Source organism: Paraburkholderia unamae (genome assembly GCF_003096875.1).
In the GTDB taxonomy this organism is placed as follows: domain Bacteria; phylum Pseudomonadota; class Gammaproteobacteria; order Burkholderiales; family Burkholderiaceae; genus Paraburkholderia; species Paraburkholderia unamae.
Map to the genome: position 1 here is coordinate 54,009 of NZ_QEOB01000001.1, position 19,338 is coordinate 73,346.

At 66.9% G+C, this 19,338-nt stretch carries 13 protein-coding genes and 1 riboswitch; of the genes, 2 read left to right on the forward strand and 11 right to left on the reverse strand.

Annotated elements, in window-relative coordinates; all coding sequences use genetic code 11:
- Positions 1-28: 28 nt before the first annotated feature.
- From C7402_RS00265 to C7402_RS00305, 9 genes are all read right to left on the reverse strand, one after another.
- Positions 29-1,042 carry an ABC transporter permease subunit gene (locus tag C7402_RS00265; RefSeq protein WP_112169852.1) on the reverse strand — a complete coding sequence of 338 codons (1,014 nt, stop codon included), beginning with the start codon at positions 1,040-1,042 and terminating at the stop codon, positions 29-31.
- 126 nt (positions 1,043-1,168) lie between these two features.
- A complete protein-coding gene (locus C7402_RS00270) occupies positions 1,169-2,803 on the reverse strand; it encodes an ABC transporter substrate-binding protein (RefSeq protein ID WP_112169853.1) in 1,635 nt (544 codons plus the stop codon).
- A 291-nt stretch (positions 2,804-3,094) separates the two neighbouring features.
- The gene (locus C7402_RS00275) at positions 3,095-6,976 is read right to left on the reverse strand and encodes an O-linked N-acetylglucosamine transferase, SPINDLY family protein (protein WP_116609301.1); all 3,882 of its coding nucleotides are present in this window, start codon (positions 6,974-6,976) and stop codon (positions 3,095-3,097) included.
- A gap of 239 nt (positions 6,977-7,215) precedes the next feature.
- Complete coding sequence (metF, locus tag C7402_RS00280; RefSeq protein ID WP_112169855.1) at positions 7,216-8,046, reverse strand: methylenetetrahydrofolate reductase [NAD(P)H]; 831 nt, start codon at positions 8,044-8,046, stop codon at positions 7,216-7,218.
- 31 nt (positions 8,047-8,077) lie between these two features.
- The gene (locus C7402_RS00285) at positions 8,078-8,431 is read right to left on the reverse strand and encodes a phage holin family protein (protein WP_028203399.1); all 354 of its coding nucleotides are present in this window, start codon (positions 8,429-8,431) and stop codon (positions 8,078-8,080) included.
- A gap of 158 nt (positions 8,432-8,589) precedes the next feature.
- Positions 8,590-10,008: an adenosylhomocysteinase gene (gene ahcY, locus C7402_RS00290; protein ID WP_116609302.1), complete on the reverse strand. Its 1,419-nt coding sequence runs from the start codon at positions 10,006-10,008 to the stop codon at positions 8,590-8,592.
- Positions 10,009-10,041: 33 nt separating this feature from the next.
- Positions 10,042-10,147: riboswitch (S-adenosyl-L-homocysteine riboswitch) on the reverse strand.
- 118 nt (positions 10,148-10,265) lie between these two features.
- Positions 10,266-11,033 carry a glycosyltransferase family 2 protein gene (locus tag C7402_RS00295; protein WP_116609303.1) on the reverse strand — a complete coding sequence of 256 codons (768 nt, stop codon included), beginning with the start codon at positions 11,031-11,033 and terminating at the stop codon, positions 10,266-10,268.
- A 139-nt stretch (positions 11,034-11,172) separates the two neighbouring features.
- The gene (locus tag C7402_RS00300) at positions 11,173-11,895 is read right to left on the reverse strand and encodes an LrgB family protein (protein WP_112169858.1); all 723 of its coding nucleotides are present in this window, start codon (positions 11,893-11,895) and stop codon (positions 11,173-11,175) included.
- A 39-nt stretch (positions 11,896-11,934) separates the two neighbouring features.
- The gene (locus C7402_RS00305) at positions 11,935-12,414 is read right to left on the reverse strand and encodes a CidA/LrgA family protein (RefSeq protein ID WP_372460394.1); all 480 of its coding nucleotides are present in this window, start codon (positions 12,412-12,414) and stop codon (positions 11,935-11,937) included.
- A 154-nt stretch (positions 12,415-12,568) separates the two neighbouring features.
- On the opposite strand from C7402_RS00305, the gene C7402_RS00310 reads away from it, so the two are divergent.
- Positions 12,569-13,516, forward strand: a complete 948-nt coding sequence (locus C7402_RS00310) for a LysR family transcriptional regulator (protein ID WP_116609304.1) — start codon at positions 12,569-12,571, stop codon at positions 13,514-13,516.
- A gap of 90 nt (positions 13,517-13,606) precedes the next feature.
- Here C7402_RS00310 and C7402_RS00315 read toward each other — a convergent pair whose 3' ends face one another.
- Positions 13,607-15,370: an OmpA family protein gene (locus C7402_RS00315; protein WP_116609305.1), complete on the reverse strand. Its 1,764-nt coding sequence runs from the start codon at positions 15,368-15,370 to the stop codon at positions 13,607-13,609.
- A 234-nt stretch (positions 15,371-15,604) separates the two neighbouring features.
- Positions 15,605-17,233, reverse strand: a complete 1,629-nt coding sequence (locus tag C7402_RS00320; RefSeq protein ID WP_116609306.1) for a GMC family oxidoreductase — start codon at positions 17,231-17,233, stop codon at positions 15,605-15,607.
- A 368-nt stretch (positions 17,234-17,601) separates the two neighbouring features.
- On the opposite strand from C7402_RS00320, the gene C7402_RS00325 reads away from it, so the two are divergent.
- Entirely contained in the window at positions 17,602-19,329 is a 1,728-nt protein-coding gene (locus C7402_RS00325) for an isovaleryl-CoA dehydrogenase (RefSeq protein ID WP_116609648.1), read from the forward strand.
- Positions 19,330-19,338: the final 9 nt, after the last annotated feature.

Below are 19,338 nucleotides of genomic sequence, written 5' to 3' on the forward strand. Positions count from 1 at the left end.
TTGTGGGGTGTGCATTGTCATGGCTCGCTTACCTCGTATGTCGAATGCGCGGGTTGAGCACGCCGTACAGCAGATCGACGAACAGGTTCACGAGGATCACGAGCGTCGCGATCATGAGAATGCCGCCCTGCACCACCGGGTAGTCGCGCCGGCTGATCGCGTCGATCAGCCATTTGCCGATGCCGGGCCAGGAGAACAACGTTTCGGTGAGCACGGCGCCCGCAAGCAGCGTGCCGACCTGAAGGCCGATCACCGTCACCACGGGAATGAGCGCGTTGCGCAGCGCGTGCACGACGATCACGCGCAAGGGCGACAGGCCCTTGGCGCGCGCGGTGCGGATGTAGTCCTCGCGCAGCACTTCGAGCATGGAAGAGCGCGTCATGCGCGCGATCACGGCGAGCGGGATCGTGCCGAGCACGATGGCGGGCAGGATCAGGTGGCTCAAGGCGGAGCGGAACGAGCCTTCGTCGGTGCCGGGCAGGAGCGAGTCGATCAGCATGAAGCCCGTGACGTGCGGAATGTCGAATTCCACGGCGATGCGGCCCGACACGGGCGTCCAGCCGAGCTTCGACGAGAACACCATGATGAGAATGAGCCCCCACCAGAAGATCGGCATGGAATAGCCGGTGAGCGCGGTGCCCATCACGCCGTGGTCGACGGCGGTGCCGCGCCTCAGCGCCGCGAACACGCCGGCCGGCAAGCCGATCACCAGCGCGAAGAGGAGCGCACAAATGGAGAGTTCGACGGTGGCGGGAAAGCGCGCGAGAAATTCGCCCATCACGCTCGTATTGGTGATGATCGAAGTGCCGAGATTGCCGTGAACAGCGTGCCACACGTAGTGGAGATACTGCATCGGCAGAGGCTCGTCGAGCCCCAGGCGGTGCATCGCCTCGGCGTGCATTTGCGGATCGACGCCGCGCTCGCCCATCATCACTTCGATGGGGTCGCCCGGAATCAGGTGGATGAGTGCGAACGCGAGGATCGTGATACCGATGAACGTGGGTATCACCATGCCGATGCGGCGCAATACGAAGCGGAACATGTGGTGTTCCCCCGAAAGCTTGAAATGAAACGCAACCGGCGACGGGGGCTCGTGACCCCGGTCGCCGGACCATATTCCGCCCGCTTTCCGATCAGGTGAAAGCCGGGCGAAAGCTACCGATCAACGTTACTGCATGCCCACGCCGTCGAAGCGCGCGTAGCCGAGCGGTTCGATGCGCATGTCGATCACCTTCTTGCTGACCGGCTGATAGACGGTCGAGTGCGCGATCGGCGAGAACGGCAGTTGCTTCGCGAAGATCTGCTGCGCTTCCTGGTAGAACTTCGTGCGCTGCGCCACATCCGACGTCTGGCGGCCCTTCTGGACCAGGTCGTCGAACGGCTTGTAGCACCACTTGCCGAAGTTGTTGCCGTTCACGGCCTCGCAGCCGAGCAGCGTGCCGAGCCAGTTGTCGGGGTCGCCGTTGTCGCCCGTCCAGCCGATCAGCATCGAGTCGTCCTCGCCCGCGTGCGCGCGCTTGATGTACTCGCCCCACTCATACGTGACGATCTTCGCCTTCACGCCGATCTTGGCCCAGTCGGACTGGATCATTTCGGCCATCAAGCGTGCGTTCGGGTTGTAGGCGCGCTGCACGGGCATGGCCCACAGCGTGATCTCGAAACCGTTCGACAGACCCGCCTTGGCGAGCAGCGCCTTGGCCTTCGCCGGATCGTATGCGTTGGCCGGCAGGTTCTTCACGTAGGACCACTGGGTCGGCGGCATCGGGTTGGTGGCGAGCTGGCCCGCGCCCTGGTACACCGAGTCGATGATCGCCTTCTTGTTGATCGCCATGTCGAGCGCGTGGCGCACGTCCACGTTGTCGAGCGGCTTGTGCGTGACGTTGTACGACAGGTAGCCCAGGTTGAAGCCCGGCTGCGACGGCATCGCGATGTTCGCCTCGGCCTTCAGCGGCGCGATGTCGGCGGGACGCGGGTAGCTCATCACCTGGCACTCGTCGCGCTTGATCTTCTGCACGCGCACGCTGGCGTCCGGCGTGATCGAGAAGATCAGCTTGGCGAGCTTCACGGCGCCCGGCTTCCAGTAGTCGGGATTGCCGTCGAAACGGATGGTCGCGTCCTTCGTGTAGCTCTTGAAGATGAACGGACCCGTGCCGACCGGGTACTGGTTGATGTCGGCGGCCTTGCCGGCCTTCATCAGTTGATCCGCGTATTCAGCCGAGAGGACCGAGGCGAATTCCATCGCCATGTTCTGGATGAACGGCGCGTTCGGCTCGTTCAGCGTGAACTTGACGGTGTACGGATCGACCTTCTCGACCTTCGCGATCAGCTTGTCGAGGCCCATGTCGGTGAAGTACGGGAACGACACCGGGTACGCCTTGCGGAACGCGTTGTTCGGGTTGAGCATGCGGTCGAACGTGAACACGACGTCGTCCGCGTTGAATTCGCGCGAGGGCTTGAAGAACGAGGTGGTCTGGAACTTCACGTCATGACGCAGATGGAACGTGTAGGTCTTGCCGTCCGGGGAAACGTCCCACGATTGCGCGAGCCCCGGTTCGACCTTGGTGCCGCCGCGTTCGAATTCGACGAGACGGTTATAGACGGTGAACGTGTTCGCGGTGAAATCGACGCCGGTCGTGTATTGGGCCGGGTCGAAGCCGGCGGGGCTGCCTTCCGAGCAGTAGACAAGCGTCTTGTTCGGAATGCTTTGCGCGGCGTGCGCGAGCGGGGCTCCAGCAATCGATGCCGCTGCGAGCGCCACGAGAGACGTCATTCGTGCAGCACGCAACAGTTTGTTTTCTTTCATGTTTCCTCCAGTTCAGTGCCGGCTTGCGCCAGCGTAGCGCGATCTTACTTGAGCACGTGCCGCAGTCACAAGCAAGCCAAAAGTCCCGTCGCCTGTGGAAAACGCCGGGTTGACAGGCGTCACCGTTGCCGCATGCTGCGGCGCAACGTACGCTTGTCCCCGTTTTTTGTTGTCGCTTCCTTGCTGTTTGCTTGCGGTTTCCGCGCGGTTTCCTGGTTCGTTTCTCTTGATTGCCTTGTAGAACAGGAACATAGCGCGCCGAATTGCCGCGCGCCGCGACGGGGGCGACGCTCAAGCGGCGAGTGGCGATACTTCTTCGCACCAGGCGCGCCACATCTGCCGGAATGCGGCCTCCATGGCGCGCGCGAAGCGCGGCGCGTCCATGAGCGGCGAGGCCAGCATGCGCTCGCGCAAGCCCGCACGCAGCGCGGCGAGACGCGGCAGATCGCGGGCGAGATCGCTCACGATGGCGACGTAGCGCGCGTCGCTGTGCGCGGCCAGATCGGTCAGGCCGAGGTTCGCGAGCAGAGAGAGGGCACCGCGGCTCGCGGCCGAACGGCCCGCGCGCGTGGGCACCGGCACCCCCATCCAGAACGCATCGAGGCTCGTGGTGTGGCCGTTGTACGGGAAGGTGTCGAGGGCGATGTCGATTTGCGCGTAGGTGCGCAGGTAATCGAGCCGGTTCTGGTAACCCACGAACGTGACGCGCGCGGGATCGATGCCATGCCCGGCGAAGCGCTTCTTCAACCGGTCCCGCACCATGCCTGATGCGGCGAGCAACATCAGACGCGCGTCGGGCAGCGCCTCGAACACGCCGGACCAGAGCGCGAGCGTGGCGTCGGTGAGCTTGCAGGGATTATTCAGGCAGCCGAACGTGATGTGGCCCGCAGCCAGCGCGGGCAGCGAGCCGGGCTGCGCGGTGCGGTCGGCATCGTAGAACGGGGCATAGCACCAGAATGTGTCCGGCAGGCGCAGGGATCGTTCGGTGTACTGCGCGTCGACCTCGGGCGCGCCTTCGGGGTCCAGACGCGGGTCGGTGAGCCGCCAGCCCATTGCAGGGCTGCCGGTGGTGCCCGGGTAGGCCAGCCACGCGACCTGCACCGGCGCGGGCCGCATGGCGAAGAGACGCCGCCGCGCGCTCGCCATGTGCATCGTCAGGTCGACGAGGATGTCGATGCCATCGTGGCGAATCTGCTGCGCGAGCTGCGCGTCGTCGAGCGCGTGCACGTCGCGCCAGACATCGGCATGGCTCGCGATGCGCCGCGTGACCACGTCGGGCCGCGCCACGCTCGCATAGCAGAAGATCTCGTACGCGGCGTGGTCGTGGTGAGCCAGGAGCGGCAACGTGAAAAGCGACTGGCAATGGTTGAGAAAATCGGGGGAAACGTAACCGATGCGCAGGCGCCGCGCCGGGTCGCGCACATTGGCGTGCCACGCCGGCACGGCCATCAGCGGCGCCTCGTGCCGCCGGCTGAACGCTTCGGCCTCGGCGCGGATGGCGTGGCCGTCGTCGGTCACGAACATCGTGGCGTAGGCCAGGTCGCTGTGCGCGCAAACGTCGGCGGGATCGTCCGCCACCGCGTGGCGCAACTCCCCGATGGCCGCGGCCGTCTCGCCCGCGCTCATGAGCAACGCGGCAAGCAGGACGCGGGGGCGGGCAAAGCCGGGCGCGAGATCGATCGCGCGCCGGTATGCCTCGATCGCCTCGCCCTTGCGGTCGGTTGCCATGAACACGTTGGCGAGATTGCGCCAGGCTCCGGCGAAGTCGGGGCGCACGGCCAGCGCGTGCTCCAGCAGCGGTTGCGCCTCGGCGTAGCGGCCGTTCTGCGCAATCAGACTAGCCAGGTTGCTCAACACCTCGGGATCATCGGGCGCGAGTTCGGCGGCGCGCCGGAACGCGGCCTCGCTCTGCGCGACGTCGCCCTGGTCGCGCAGCAGGTTGCCCCGGTCGAACCAGGCGCGGGCGTCCTCCGGCTCGCCGGTGGCCGCCGTGGCGCACCACGCGCCCCACATCTGCCGGTAGGCGCCCTCGACGGCGCGCGCAAAGCGCGCGCCGTCCATGAGCGGCGAGGCCGTCATGCGCTCGCGCAAGCCCGCGCGCAGCGCCGCGAGCCGCGGCAGGTCGCGCGCCAGCGCCGTGACGATGGCGACGTATTCGGCGTCGCTGTGCGCGGCCAGATCCCGCAAGCCAAGGTTGGCGAGCAGCGAAAGACCGGCGCGCCCGGCAACCGCGCGACCCACCCGCGTGGGGACGGGCACGCCCATCCAGAACGCGTCGAGACTCGTCGTATGGCCGTTGTACGGCACGGTGTCGAGCGCGATGTCGATCTGCGACCAGGTGCGCAAATAGTCCTCGCGCGCCTGCATGCCGACGAAGCGCACGTGCGCCGCCTGCACGCCGTGCGAGGCGAGCCGCGCGGCGAGTTTCGTCCGCGCCTCGCCCTCGGGCGCGAGGAGCACGAGCCGCGCATCGGGCAGCGCCGCGAACACGCCGGACCAGAGCGCGAGCGTCGCGTCAGTGAGCTTGCAGGGATTGTTCAGGCAGCCGAACGTGACATGGCCCACGGCAAGCGCGGGCAGCGCGCTGACCTCGACGCCGGGGGCCTGCGCGTCGTAGCACCAGAACGAATCGGGCAGACGCAGCGAGCGTTCGGTGTACTGGGCATCGACGCCCGGCACGCCCGGCGGATCGAGCCACGGATCGGTGAGCCGCCAGCCGATCGCGGCGCTGCCCGTGGTGCCCGGATACGCAAGCCACGCGACCTGCACGGGCGCGGGCCGGCGCGCGAACACGAGTCGCCGCGCGCCGTCCATGTGCATGGTCAGGTCGACGAGGATGTCGATACCGTCGTCGCGAATCTGCCGGGCGAGCCGTTCGTCGTCGAACTCGCGCACGTCGCGCCAGAGGTCCGCATAGCTTGCGAGACGGCGCGTGACATCGTCGGGCCGCGACGTGGTCGAGTAGCAGACGATCTCGAACGCCCGATGGTCGTGATGCGCGAGCAGCGGCGTCATGAAAAGCGCCTGGCAGTGCTGGCGAAAATCCGGCGACACGTAGCCGATGCGCAGCCGCCGCGCACGTTCGGGCGAGTTGGCGTGCGTCACCGCCTGCGCGAGCCACGGCGCTTCGTGACGCGCGCTGTAGGCCTCGGCCTCGGCGCGGATCGTGGCGGCGTCGTCCGTCGCGAATGTGAGCGCATAGGCGAGATTGGCGTGCATGGCTCGATTGCCGGGATCGCACGCCAACGCACTGCGGTACCCGCTGATGGCCGCCTCGATATCGCCCGCCGCCTTGAGCACCGAGGCCAGATTGCCGTGCGCGTCGGCGTAGCCGGGGCGCAGCTCGATGGCGCGCACAAACGCCGGTCGTGCCTTGTCCAGTTGGCCCAGATCGTAGAAAAGCGCGCCCAGGTAATTCCAGGGCGAGGCATTGTGCGGCTCCATCTCCACCGCCCGCGCAAGCGTTGCATGCGCTTCGGCGTGACGGCCAAGAAGGCTGTACAGAATGCCCACGGTCATGAGAATGTCCGCCGACGCCGGTAGCACCGAGCAGGCGTGAGTCAGCAGCACCAGCGCCTCCGAAAACCGGTTCAGCCCGATCAGCGCACTCGCGAGGTTATTCCACGCGTTTGCATACGCGGGGTCTAGTTCGACAGCACGGCGCAGTGACACTTCCGCCCGCCCCGCCGCCCCATTGGTGAGCAACAGGCTGCCGTAGTTGTAGTGGGCAAGCGCATTGTCGGGCTGTATCGAGAGCAGGCGCTCGAAGCAGGCGAGCGAGCGCCCGAGTTCGCCGCGCTCACCATAGAGATTCGCGAGATTGTTGAGCGCATGCGTGGATTGCGGATTCAGTTCGAGCGCGCGCTCGAGCAGCGCCTCGCGCTGTGCGGTTTCAGCGGCGTCGTACGTCAGCGCGAGGTTCACGAGCACGTCGGCGTCTTCACGCACGGCCAGCGCCCGGCCGAGCAGCGTACGCGCCATGCCCTGGTCCCGCCCGATGTGAAGCACGCCGGCGAGTTGCAGAACATCGGCGTTATGCGGGTCGGCGGCTAGCAGTTGCGTACAGCTTGCGAGCGCCTCGTCGTGTGCGCCGGCTTGCCAGGCATCCAGGGCTTGCGTGTAGGACCAGGCTGGATGCTCTGCGTCAGGGTTGGCGATGGTAGAGAGAGTCATGGCGAAGATGCCGGCCTGGTGCTGCTCGCGGTGCGTCCTGCCGCAGGCCGGAAAACGAAAAAGTTTTGATTCTCGTCATGTCTCAAATTGTCGAGCCTGATCTGCATCAGCCCGCCGCGTGAACTAATACACCCACACTCTGTCCCCAAAGAAAAAACCGCGTGGGCCGCCAAAGCGGCACCACGCGGTTTTCTGGATGGCATGCCCTACGCGGGTACGCGACCCGCGCGGCGTTGACGTCAGTACCCCAGGCGCTGGCAGATCGTCCGGGTGGCCGCCGCCGAATTGAGCGTGTAGAAGTGGATGCCCGGCACGCCCGCCTCGACGAGGCGGCGGCACAGGTCCGTCACCACGTCGAGGCCGAACGCGCGAATCGACTCGCGGTCGTCGCCGAAGCTCTCCAGGCGCTTCGCGACCCAGCGCGGCACTTCCGCGCCGCACATTTCCGAAAAGCGCATGAGCTGCGAGTAGTTCGTGATCGGCATGATGCCGGGCACGATGGGAATGTCCACGCCCAGCTTCTTCGCGTCTTCGACGAAGCGGAAGTACGCATCGGCGTTGAAGAAGTACTGCGTGATCGCCGAATTGGCGCCCGCTTTCACCTTCTGCGCGAACGCTTCGAGGTCGTGGCGCGGCGAGCGCGCCTGCGGGTGGTACTCGGGATACGCGGCCACTTCGATGTGAAACGCGTCGCCGGTTTCCTCGCGGATGAAGGCGACGAGTTCCGACGCGTAGCGCAACTCGCCCACCGCGCCCATGCCCGAAGGCAGGTCGCCGCGCAGCGCCACGATGTGACGGATGCCGTGCGAGCGGTACTCGCCGAGAATCGCGCGCAGGCTCTCTTTCGAGGAGCCGATGCACGAGAGGTGCGGCGCCGCTTCGACGCCTTCCTTCGCGATATCGACGACGGTGTCGAGCGTGCCCTGTTGTGTGGAGCCGCCCGCGCCGAACGTCACCGAGACGAACTTCGGCTTGAGCGTCGCGAGCTCGGCGCGCGTGGCGCGCAGCTTCTCGATGCCGTCCGGAGTCTTCGGCGGGAAGAATTCGAATGAGAGTTCGATCGGTTTCATGTTGATGAGGCCAGTGAGGCCTTTTCCGGCATCAGCCGAGGCTGCGGTTGCCGAAGATCAGCGCCGAAAGCAGCCAGGACACGATGCTGTACAGGATCGAGCCGAAGAAGGCCGACCAGAAGCCCGACACCTCGAAGCCCTTGAGGAGCGACGCCGCCAGCCAGAAACACAGCGCGTTCACCACGAGGATGAAGAGGCCGAGCGTGAGGATCGTCACGGGCAGCGTGAGCACGATCAACAGCGGGCGCAGCACGGCGTTGATGAGGCCGAGCACGATCGCGACGATGAGCGCGGTGCCGAAGCTGCGAATGTGGATCGACGGAACGAGCCAGGTGATGATCAGGAGCGCGAGCGCGTTGATCAGCCAGGTCAGCAGCACGGTCATAAGGACTCCTTTTGCGTCGTTGCTTTTGTGTCGCCAGGTGCCGGCGGCGGATGCCGCCCGCGGTCCCCGCATGGGGCGCGGGGATTAGGGGCAGCATCCGCCTGACCGCTTAAAGCGGGCTTAAAACCGCAGCCCACTTTGTATCGCGATGTATCGCTTTAGTAGCGATAGTGGTTCGGCTTGAACGGACCGTTCTTGTCGACGCCGATGTACGCAGCCTGGTCGTCGGACAGCACGGAGAGGTTCGCGCCGATGCGCGCGAGGTGCAGGCGCGCGACCTTCTCGTCCAGATGCTTCGGCAGCACGTACACCTTGTTCTCGTACTTCTGGCCTTCCACGAACAGTTCGATCTGCGCGAGCGTCTGGTTCGTGAACGAGTTCGACATCACGAACGACGGGTGGCCCGTGGCGCAGCCCAGGTTCACGAGGCGGCCTTCGGCCAGCAGGATCACGCGCTTGCCGTCCGGGAAGATGATGTGGTCGACTTGCGGCTTGATGTTGTCCCACTGGTACTGGCGCGTGGAAGCGACGTCGATTTCCGAGTCGAAGTGGCCGATGTTGCAGACGATCGCGTTGTGGCGCATCGCCTTCATGTGGTCATGGCCGATCACGTGGTAATTGCCCGTGGCCGTCACGAAGATGTCGGCCTTGTCGGCGGCATATTCCATCGTCACGACGCGGTAGCCTTCCATCGCGGCTTGCAGCGCGCAGATCGGATCGATTTCCGTGACCCACACCGTGGCGCCCAGACCGCGCAGCGATTGCGCGCAGCCCTTGCCCACGTCGCCGTAACCGGCCACGACAGCGATCTTGCCCGCGATCATGACGTCGGTCGCGCGCTTGATGCCGTCGACGAGCGACTCGCGGCAGCCGTACAGGTTGTCGAACTTCGACTTCGTGACCGAGTCGTTGACGTTGATGGCCGGGAACGGCAGACGGCCTTCCTTTTCCATCTGGTACAGGCGGTGCACGCCCGTCGTGGTTTCTTCGGTCACGCCCTTGATGTGCGCGAGGCGCTTCGAGTACCACGTCGGGTCGATGTCGAGGTGCGCGGCAATCGACTTGTACAGCGCGACTTCTTCTTCGTTCGTCGGCTTGGCGATGACCGAGCGGTCCTTTTCAGCCTTCGAGCCGAGGATCAGCAGGAGCGTGGCATCGCCGCCGTCGTCGAGAATCATGTTGGCGAACTCGCCGTTCGGCCATTCGAAGATGCGGTGCGAGAACTCCCAGTATTCGTCGAGCGATTCGCCCTTGAACGCGAACACCGGCGTGCCGCCCGCAGCGATGGCGGCAGCAGCGTGGTCTTGCGTCGAGAAGATGTTGCACGAGGCCCAGCGCACGTCGGCGCCCAGTGCCGTGAGCGTTTCGATCAGCACGCCCGTCTGGATGGTCATGTGCAGCGAACCGGCGATGCGCGCGCCCTTGAGCGGCTGCTGCGCCTTGTATTCTTCGCGGGTTTGCACGAGGCCCGGCATTTCGGTCTCGGCAATGTCGAGTTCCTTGCGGCCCCAGGCTGCGAGCGACATGTCGGCGACGATGAAATCTTTGGCTTGATCTTGCGGAACTGCGGCGTTCATCACGCCCTCCTTTCTAAAAGTGACTAGAAATTAAAGACGTGAGCGCCGTTTCAGTGCGGCGGATTCAGGGAGTCCGCCGTATTGAGCACCTTCGAGCCTGGCGGATTACAGAAAACCCGTCGCAACGCTCCTCGAAGACGAGGCGTGATTGTAGCAAATCGAGATGGCGGCTGCGCGACGAGATGGGTGCGGCGATTTGCGGCTCAATCGGTGCCGCAACCGGTGCTGCAACCGGTGCCGCCCTCGCACGCGCCTCATCAAGCCGCGTGCCTCACGCTGAGTCCGCGTGTTTGCTGCACGCTCGCCATCGCCGCGGCGAGAAAGGCCCGCGATGCGCGCAGCGTCTCGTCCTGCGTGGCCACCGGCACGTCGCTCAGGCCGAGCTGGATGCTCAGATAGTGTTCCGCGTAGGTGCCCGCCTGGTAGTGCAGGCGCACCCGCTTCGCGTCGATCAGGCGGCGCTGTCCGAATGCCTCATGGAGCGCCCACGCAAGCGCGCCGTCTTCACCGCCATAGCGGCGAAAGGTTTCGTCCATGGGAAAGCCGCCCAGCGCGAGAAAGGCGCCGCGCCGGATCACGAGACTGCTCGGCACCGTATTGCTGAGCGCTTCGGTATGCCTGGCGAAATCGGGGTGCGTGGTGAACCGCTCTGGGAAGCCGTCGTAATCGACATCGAGGCGAATCGCCGCTTCGTGCGGATGCTGCACCAGGTGCGCATGAGCGGCGGCCAGCGCCCCCGGCAGGTATTCGTCGCGGACTTCGAGGAATGCGAGGTACGGCGTGGTGGCTTGCAACGCACCCCAGTTGCGCGCGCGGGCCGCGCCGCCGGTGCCTGGCATCTGCACGAGCCGCACGCGCGGTTCGCGCATCGCGTAGATGCGTGCGATGTTGGCGGAGGCGTCGGTCGAGCCGTCGTCGACGACGAGAATGCGTTCGGCTTCGCCCTGCGCGATCGCGCTGTCGAGCGCGCGGGCAAGCGTGGTCGCGCCGTTGTGGCACGCGACGATGATGGTGATGGGTTGCATGAAACGAGGTGATGGTGACCGGAAACGCGCAAGCCGCTATCCCAGCGGCTTACGCGACAATGCGGCGAATCCTACCCGCGTCGGAAAAAAGCCCATCCCGATAAAGTCCGGGCGCGGCCACGCCACGCGCCCGTCCCGGTCAAATCGGCAAGAACCCCAGCGCGGGCGCGAGCAGCACCATCACCACGCCCGCGATCATCATCGTGAGGCTCGCGACCACGCCTTCTTCGCTGCCCAGTTCGCGCGCCTTCGCCGTGCCCACGCCGTGGGCCGCCGCGCCAAAGAGCGCGCCGCGCGCAAGCCGCGTGCGCAGCGGCACGAGGCCGAGCACCAGTTCGCCGAACAGCATGCCGCACACGCCCGTGGCGATCACGAACAGCGCGGTGAGGTCGCGCGGCGCGTGGATCTTGTCGGACACGGCGAGCGCGAACGGCGTGGAGATCGAGCGCGTCATCAGGCTGCGCTGGAGTTCGGGCGAGAGATGCAGCAGCTTGGCAAGCGCGAGCGAGCCGCCCACCGCCACGACGATGCCCACCGTCACGCCCACGGCGAGCGAGATCCAGTGGCGCTTGAGCAGGTCGCGGTATTCGTAGATCGGCACCGCGAAGGCCACCGTGGCCGGGCCGAGCAGCCACATGAGCCAGCGCGTGTCCTGGAAGTAGACGGGATACGGAATATGGAGCGCGAGCACGAGCACGCCGAGCACCACGGGCACCGCGACGAGCGGCGTGAGCCAGGGCGAGCGATAACGCGCATAGAGCGCCTTCGCGGCGAAATAGAGCGCGACCGTGAGGATGAAGCAGCCGGCGGCGATGAGCCGCGCCGCGTCGTCGGCGAACAGGGACGAATAGAACGCGTTCATGACGCCATCACCCTCACTCTCGATTCAGAACGTTGGACCTCAGGCCCGCGCCAGATGGCGCGTATGACGCACGCGGCGCAGCGCGAGGCGCCGCTCCAGTCGCGCGGCCTGTTCGACGGCGAACGCCACGGCCACCATCACCATGAGCGTGCCGCCCACCACGACGAGCGCGAGGCGCCAGCCGTCGGCGCGAAAGAGGCCGCCGTACTTCACGGCCGCCACGGCGGCCGGAATGAAGAACAGCAGCATGTCGGAGAGCAGCCAGTCGGCGCCCGCCTTCACCCAGCGCGGCGTGACGCCGCCGCAAAAGAGCAGCGCGAGCAGCAAAACGAGGCCGACCACGCCGCCGGGCACCGGCAGGTGCGCGAGACGCGTGAGCATGTCGGCGACATACCAGAGCCCCGCGAGCAACGCCGACTGCACCGCGATACGGCCGATGCGGCGGCTCACGGCCGCCATCCCGCCCGTGCCGGGCGCGGCGCTTTCGGAGACTGTTGCGGACGTGTTCGGCGCAGTCATGGCAAACCCTAAGTGACACTGGAGTGGAAGTCAGTATAGGGTGCAGCGCAGCATAAACATAATGACTTAGGATCATTTTGCTCATTCCATATTGGAATGCACCAGCCTGGCGTCCCGTTTAGGGTTTTTTCTGCACACTTCTGGAGTCCCGATCGTGGAACTGCGCGCGCTTCGCTATTTCATCGAGGTGGTGCGGCAAAAAAGCTTCACCGCCGCGGCCGAGAAACTGCACGTCACGCAGCCGACCATCAGCAAGATGGTGAAGGCGCTCGAAGACGAAACCGGCACGCAGTTGCTCCTGCGCGACGCGCGCCAGATGGTGCTCACCGACGCGGGCCGCATCGTCTATCAGCGCGGCCAGGACGTGCTGGCCGCGCAGGCGCAGTTGCAGGCCGAACTCGCGGATCTCGGCACGCTCGGGCGCGGCGAGCTCACCATCGGCATCCCGCCGATGGGCGGCTCGCTTTTCACGCCCGCCATCGCGACCTTCCGCCAGCGCTATCCGAAGATCGAGCTCAAGCTTTTCGAGCAGGGTTCGCGCGCGATCGAGGCCGCGCTGATCTCGGGCGAGCTGGAGCTGGGCGGCGTGCTGCTGCCCGTGGACCCGGCGCTCATCGACGTTCTGCCGATCGCGCACGAGCTGCTGTGGCTCGTCGCGCGGCGCGGCTCGCGCTGGGACAACAAGCTGGCCGTGCCGCTCGCGGAGCTGGCCGCCGAGCCGTTCGTGTTCTACGGCGAAAGCCTCGCGCTCAATGACGTCGTGCTGAACGCCTGCCGCACGGCCGGCTTCGTGCCGCAGGTGGTGGGGCGCAGCGGCCACTGGGATCTGATGGCCGCGCTCGTGCTCGCGGGCGTGGGCATTGCGCTCCTGCCCGCGCCGTACGTGCGCCGCCTCGACGCCGAGCGCTTCACCTGCCTGCCCGTGAGCGAGCCGCAAATCACCTGGGACATGGCGATTGGCTGGAAGCGCAGCGGCTATCTCTCTCACGCGGCGCGCGCGTGGCTCGACGTCGCGCGTGCGGAGTATGGCAAGCCGTTCACGTTTCTCGATGACTTCGTGCACCCGCCGGGGCTGGAAAAGCGGCCGGGGCAATCGTCCTGAAGCGGGACAGCGCAAAACAAAAAGCCGCCCGGCTCGCGCCGGACGGCTTCCTGCATCACTGCCGCATTACTGCCGCATCACACCGCGCCCTTACTGCTTCGCGATGAACTCGATACGGCGGTTGTGGAAGCGGCCGCTTTCCGTGTCGTTGCTTTCCACCGGATTGACGTCGCCGTAGCCTTGCGCCGTGAGCCGGCTGAGCGGCACGCCCTGCGACGCCAGGTAAGTGCGCACCGCGAGCGCGCGCTGCTTCGAAAGCGCGAGGTTCGCCGCCTTGTCGCCCACGTTGTCCGAGTAGCCTGCCACTTCGAGCGAGACCGGCTGGCCGCGCTTCGAGCACGCGATGAGCGCCCGCGCCGACTGGCGCAGATCGTCCGCGGCGGAGGCCGGCACGATCGAGCTGCCCGTCTTGAAGTTCACCACTTGCAGGTTGAGCACCTTCGCCACATCGGCGCCCGCGCACGAAGCGTCGGTGGCGAACAGGCCCTTCACCGCGTCGCGGAACGACTGCGTGGCGTCGGCCACGGCCTTCTGCACGTTGAACACGCCGATGTCGAAGCCCGAGCCGAACAACGCCTTGAGCTTGTCGAGCCAGCCCGCCTTCGCGTCGGCGGCCGCGCCGCTCAGTTCGACGTGCGTGCCGTCGATCTTCACTTCCGCGCCGGGCAGCGCCATCAGCGGCAGCAGGCCGTCGAGGTGGGCGAGCCATTCGGCGGGCTTCGTCGCCGCGTCGACGTTCACGTTGGCCGTGAACTTGCCTGCGCCGAACTTTTTCGTGAGCGCGTCCATGAGTTGCTGCTTCTCGGCTTCCGTGCCCACCGTCGCGGTGATCGTCGGCACGCCGGATTTGTCGACCGTGAACGAGAGGTGCGAGTCCTGGGTCGGCGCCGGTGCGGCGTCGCTCGCAGCCACGGCGGCCACCGCGCCCGAAGCGACCGTGCCCGAGGCCGCGACCGCAGCGGAAGCACTGTTCGCTTGCGAAGCGGCTTGAGCTGCCGATTGCGCCGCTGCATCGGAAGCCGCGTCGGACGCCGCAACCGCCGCCGGCGGCGCGCTTGCCGCCGCTTCCGGAGCGGCTTGCTCGTCGTGCTGGCACGAACGCAGCGCGAAGAACGCGATGATCAGCGCAAGCGCGGCAAGCAGCCACCACAGCCAGTGGTGACGGCGCTTTTCCTCGACGATGGGCGGCGTGGACATGCCAACGGTTTGCGGCGGCACCGAAGCGGGCACCGGACGCACCACCGGCTGCGGATGATCGAGATGCGCGGAAACATCCTTCAGGCGGCTCAGGATCGAGCCCGCGAAGGCGGCGGCGCTGCCGAGGCCCACGGCGCCTGCGAGACGGTCGGTGAGGCTCGCGTTGACCGACGACAGTTGATGACCGAGCAGCGTCGGCAGTTGCCCGACGAAGCCCTGGGAAGCCGTGAAGTGGTGCTTCAGAATCCCCATCATCGCCGCGCCCACCACGCCGGCCAGCGAAAAGGCCGTGGATTGCGGCGTGCCCGTTTGCGCCGCGACGGCGTCGGAAAGGGCGCCGACATTCGCGCCCGTCGCCTTCTGCACGAGTTCGCGGCCGGTGGCTTCGAGCTGGCTCAGGCCCGCCGTGCTCGTGAGCAGGTCGGGCAACTGCTTGCCGATCTGCGCATTGACCTCGGGCGACATGATCGTGGAGAACAGGCTGCGCGCACCCTCGGGCGTCGTTCCGCGATGCATGATGGCGGCCATGATCGCCGGCGCCGCGGCACCCGAGATCTTGCGCGTGAGTTCGGGCGTGAGCCCGTAGCGCGCGCCGAGCGATTTGACGACCTGCTCGCTCAAAACGGTTTCCAGCAGATGAAAGACATTGATGCTCATCGAGGCGGACCCTCCAGTTCGCGGACGCGCCACCTGACACGCCCAAATGCGAGCGCGATTATAGGGAGTGCGAAATCTCGAAATTGCGCGTAACCGGCCGACCGAACATTCTTTGACGAAAAACCTATAAAACTCGGATTATTCGCGGCGTTCGAGTGGAAACGAGGCGACAGTGCGCCCCGTTGCGCAAGCCGCAATGAGTCAGCGAAAAGCAAGAAACAACGAAGTAGCGCGTCAGACAGTGACGCGTTGGATATCGGCAGCGCGCCCGAGACGCGCATGCGCGACGAAGTCGGCGGCGCGCTCGCCGATCATCACGCTCGGCGCATTCGTGTTGCCGCCGATGAGCGTGGGCATCACGGAGGCGTCCGCGATGCGCAATCCCTCCACGCCGCGCACGCGCAATTGCGCGTCGACGACCGAGCGCGCGTCGCCGCCCATGCGGCAGGTCGCGACGGGGTGGTAGATCGTGTCGGCGTGCAAGGCGATCGTCTCGCGCAGTTGCGCGTCGCTCTGTCCCGCATGCGTGTAGAGCTCGCGGCCGCCCATTTTCGCGAGCGCGGGCGCGTCGAGGATGCGCCGCGCCATGCGTGCGCCGTCGACGAGCAGATCGAGGTCGCGCGCATCGGAGAGAAAGCGCGGGTCGATCACGGGCGCCACGCGCGCGTCGGCGCTCGCGAGCGTGACCGTGCCGCGGCTCGCCGGGCGCAGCACGCACACGTGCAGCGAATAGCCGTGTCCCCAGTGCAGCCGCCTGCTGTGATCGTCGACGATGGCCGTGCAGAAGTGCAGTTGCAGGTCGGGCCGCGCCAGCTCCGCGCGGCTCTTCAGGAAGCCGCCCGCCTCCGCGACGTTGGTCGTGAGCATGCCGCGCCGCCCGTGCAGATACTTCGCGAGACCCGCCGTCATGCGCGCGGCGCCGCGCAGCGAATAGCCCACGGTCTCGCTCGAATGCACGCGCTTGTTGAAGGTGAAGTCGATGTGGTCGAGCAGATTGCGGCCCACTTCGGGCGCGTCGTGGCGCACCGGTATGCCTAGCGCGCGGAGTTCGTCGGCGGGACCGATGCCCGAGCACATCAGCAGTTGCGGCGAGTTGAATGCGCCCGCCGCGAGTATCACTTCGGCGCGCGCACGCAGCGTTTCGACCGCCCCGCCGCGCGCAAGCTCGACACCGCTCGCGCGCGCGCCGTCGAAGCTCACGCGCAGGACCGTCGCCCCCGCGATCAAATGCAGGTTCGGCCGCTCGCGGCCATACAAATACGCGCGTGCCACCGTGCAGCGCTCGCCGCCGCGCTGCGTCACCTGATAGAAGCCGACGCCCTCCTGCTGCTCGCCGTTGAAGTCGTCGTTCAGGCGAAAACCCGCCTCGCGCGCGGCCTCGACGAAGCGCGCCGCCACCGGATTGCGCTCGCGCAGATCGGCCACGGCGAGCGGGCCGCCCACGCCGTGCCAGGCGCTCGCGCCGCGCGCATTGTCCTCGGCGCGCAGGAAGTACGGCAGCACGTCGCGCCACGCCCAGCCGGCGCAGCCCAGTTGCGCCCATTCGTCGTAGTCGAGCGGATGGCCGCGCGTGTAGATCATCGCGTTGATGGCGCCGGAGCCGCCGAAGCCGCGGCCGCGCGGCTGATAGCCGCGCCGACCGGCGAGTCCCGCTTGCGGCACGGTTTCGTAGGCGTAATTGTTTTTCGTGCGGAACGGCACGAGCGCGGCGACGCCCAGCGGCATGTTGACGAACGGATTGCGCGCCGTGTGCGGACCGGCTTCGATGAGCGCGATGCTCGCGCCGGGACAGCGCTCGGCCAGACGGCCCGCCAGCGCCGCGCCACCCGAGCCGCCGCCTACGATGATGTAGTCGTATTGCATCGTCTCCCTCTGTCCGGCGCGCTATTTGCACGCTCGTTCGTTTCCGGCTTTAATGGCGCATTGTAGGAAGCGTCCGATGCCGGGGTCAGCTTTTATGTCAGAGCATCCCCTCTAAACCGGGAAACGCGTAGCCGCCTATGATGAAAGGCGGTTCAGCCGAGCGCGCTGAAAACCGCGAGGTTCCGGCAAGCGGCACGGAGAACCCCGGAGATGCACAGGGAGCGGTGGAGCGCCCGCGCATCGCTCAGGTGACGGACGCGACGCACACAGCGGCCGCTTTGCAGCGGCCTGCTTGCCACGACAGCGAACACAATACGAATGGCAGCGCATCATGCACGCCGCCGCGCCTTTGCATGGGAGACACGCAGATGAACCCGACGGAACTCACGCATCGCCCCGGCACGACCCACGAAGTCACGAATCAGGCGCCGCCGCTCGTCGACTACAACCTTTTCACGACCGACGCCGCGCTCGGCGAAGCGCTTGCGCGCGCGGGCGCCGACTGGCACCGCGAAGCGCTCGCGCGCCACGGCGAGGCGCTCGGCAGAGCCGAAACGCTTGCGCTCGCCGATCTCGCCAACCGCCACGAGCCGGAACTGCACACGCACAGCCCGCGCGGCGAGCGCATCGACGCGATCGAATTCCACCCCGCCTGGCATCAGTTGCTGGCGCTGCTGCGCGAGCAAGGCCTGCACGCGCTGCCTTACTCGGACCCGCGTCCGGGAGCGATGGCCGCGCGCTGCGCGGGCTATTTCCTGCACGCGCAACTGGAATCGGGGTCGCTGTGCCCGCTCACCATGACGTTCGCGAGCATTCCCGTGCTCCAGCGCGAGCCCGCCCTGTTCGAGGCGCTGCGCGAGCCGCTCTACACGCGCGAGCACGACGCGCGCGACCTGCCGCTCGCGCAAAAGCGCTCGATGATGATCGGCATGGGCATGACCGAGAAACAAGGCGGCTCGGACGTGCGCAGCAACCGCACGGAGGCGCGCGCCGCCGGAATCGAAACGGGGCGCGGCGCGGCGTATCGGCTCACCGGCCACAAGTGGTTTTTCTCCGCGCCGCAGTGCGACGCGCATCTGGTGCTCGCGCGCACCACGGAGCACGACGGTCTCTCGTGCTTCTTCGTGCCGCGCTACCGGCCCGACGGCACGAAAAACGCCGTCAACGTGCAGCGCCTGAAAAACAAGCTCGGCAACCGCTCGAACGCGAGCAGCGAGGTCGAGTTCTTCGACGCCTACGGCGTGATGATCGGCGACGAAGGCCGCGGCGTGCCCACCATCATCGAGATGGCGAACTACACGCGGCTCGACTGCGTGATCGGCAGCGCGGCGCTCATGCGCGCCGCGCTCGTGCAGGCGATCCACCATGCGCGCCACCGCAGCGCCTTCGGCCGCGTGCTCGCCGAACAACCGCTCATGCAGAACGTGCTGGCCGATCTCGCGCTCGAATCGGAAGCGGCGACGGCGCTCTTCATGCGTCTTGCGCGCGCGTTCGAGAACAACGCCGAGGCCACAGCGGGCGATGCGAACGCAAACAGCGACCTGGCGTCGCTCGAAGCGCGCGCCTGGCGGCGCATCGTCACGCCCGCGGCGAAGTTCTGGGTCTGCAAGCGCGCGCTCGCGTTCACGGGCGAGGCCATGGAAGTCTGGGGCGGCAACGGCTACGTCGAAGAAGGGCCGATGGCGCGCTTTTACCGCGAGGCGCCCGTCAACTCGATCTGGGAAGGCTCGGGCAACGTGATGTGCCTCGACGTGCTGCGCGCGCTGGAGCGCGAAGCCGACGCCGCGCAGGCGCTCTTTCTCGCGTGGCGGCGCGACGCGCAAACGCACCCCGTGCTCAACGCCGCGCTCGACCGGCTCTCGGTGCTGCTCAACGGCGCGCCCGGCACGCGCGAGGCGAGCGCGCGGCGCATCGCGCAGCAGATCGTGCTGATCGCGCAGGCCATGCTGCTGCGCGAAGGGCCGCAGGTCATGGCCGATGCATTCATCGCCACGCGTCTCGACGAACACGACGCCGACTGCGACCGCGTGTTCGGCACGCTGCCCGCGCGCTTCGACCACGCGGCAATCATCGAGCGGGCGTTCGCCTCGCACTAAGGAGCCCCG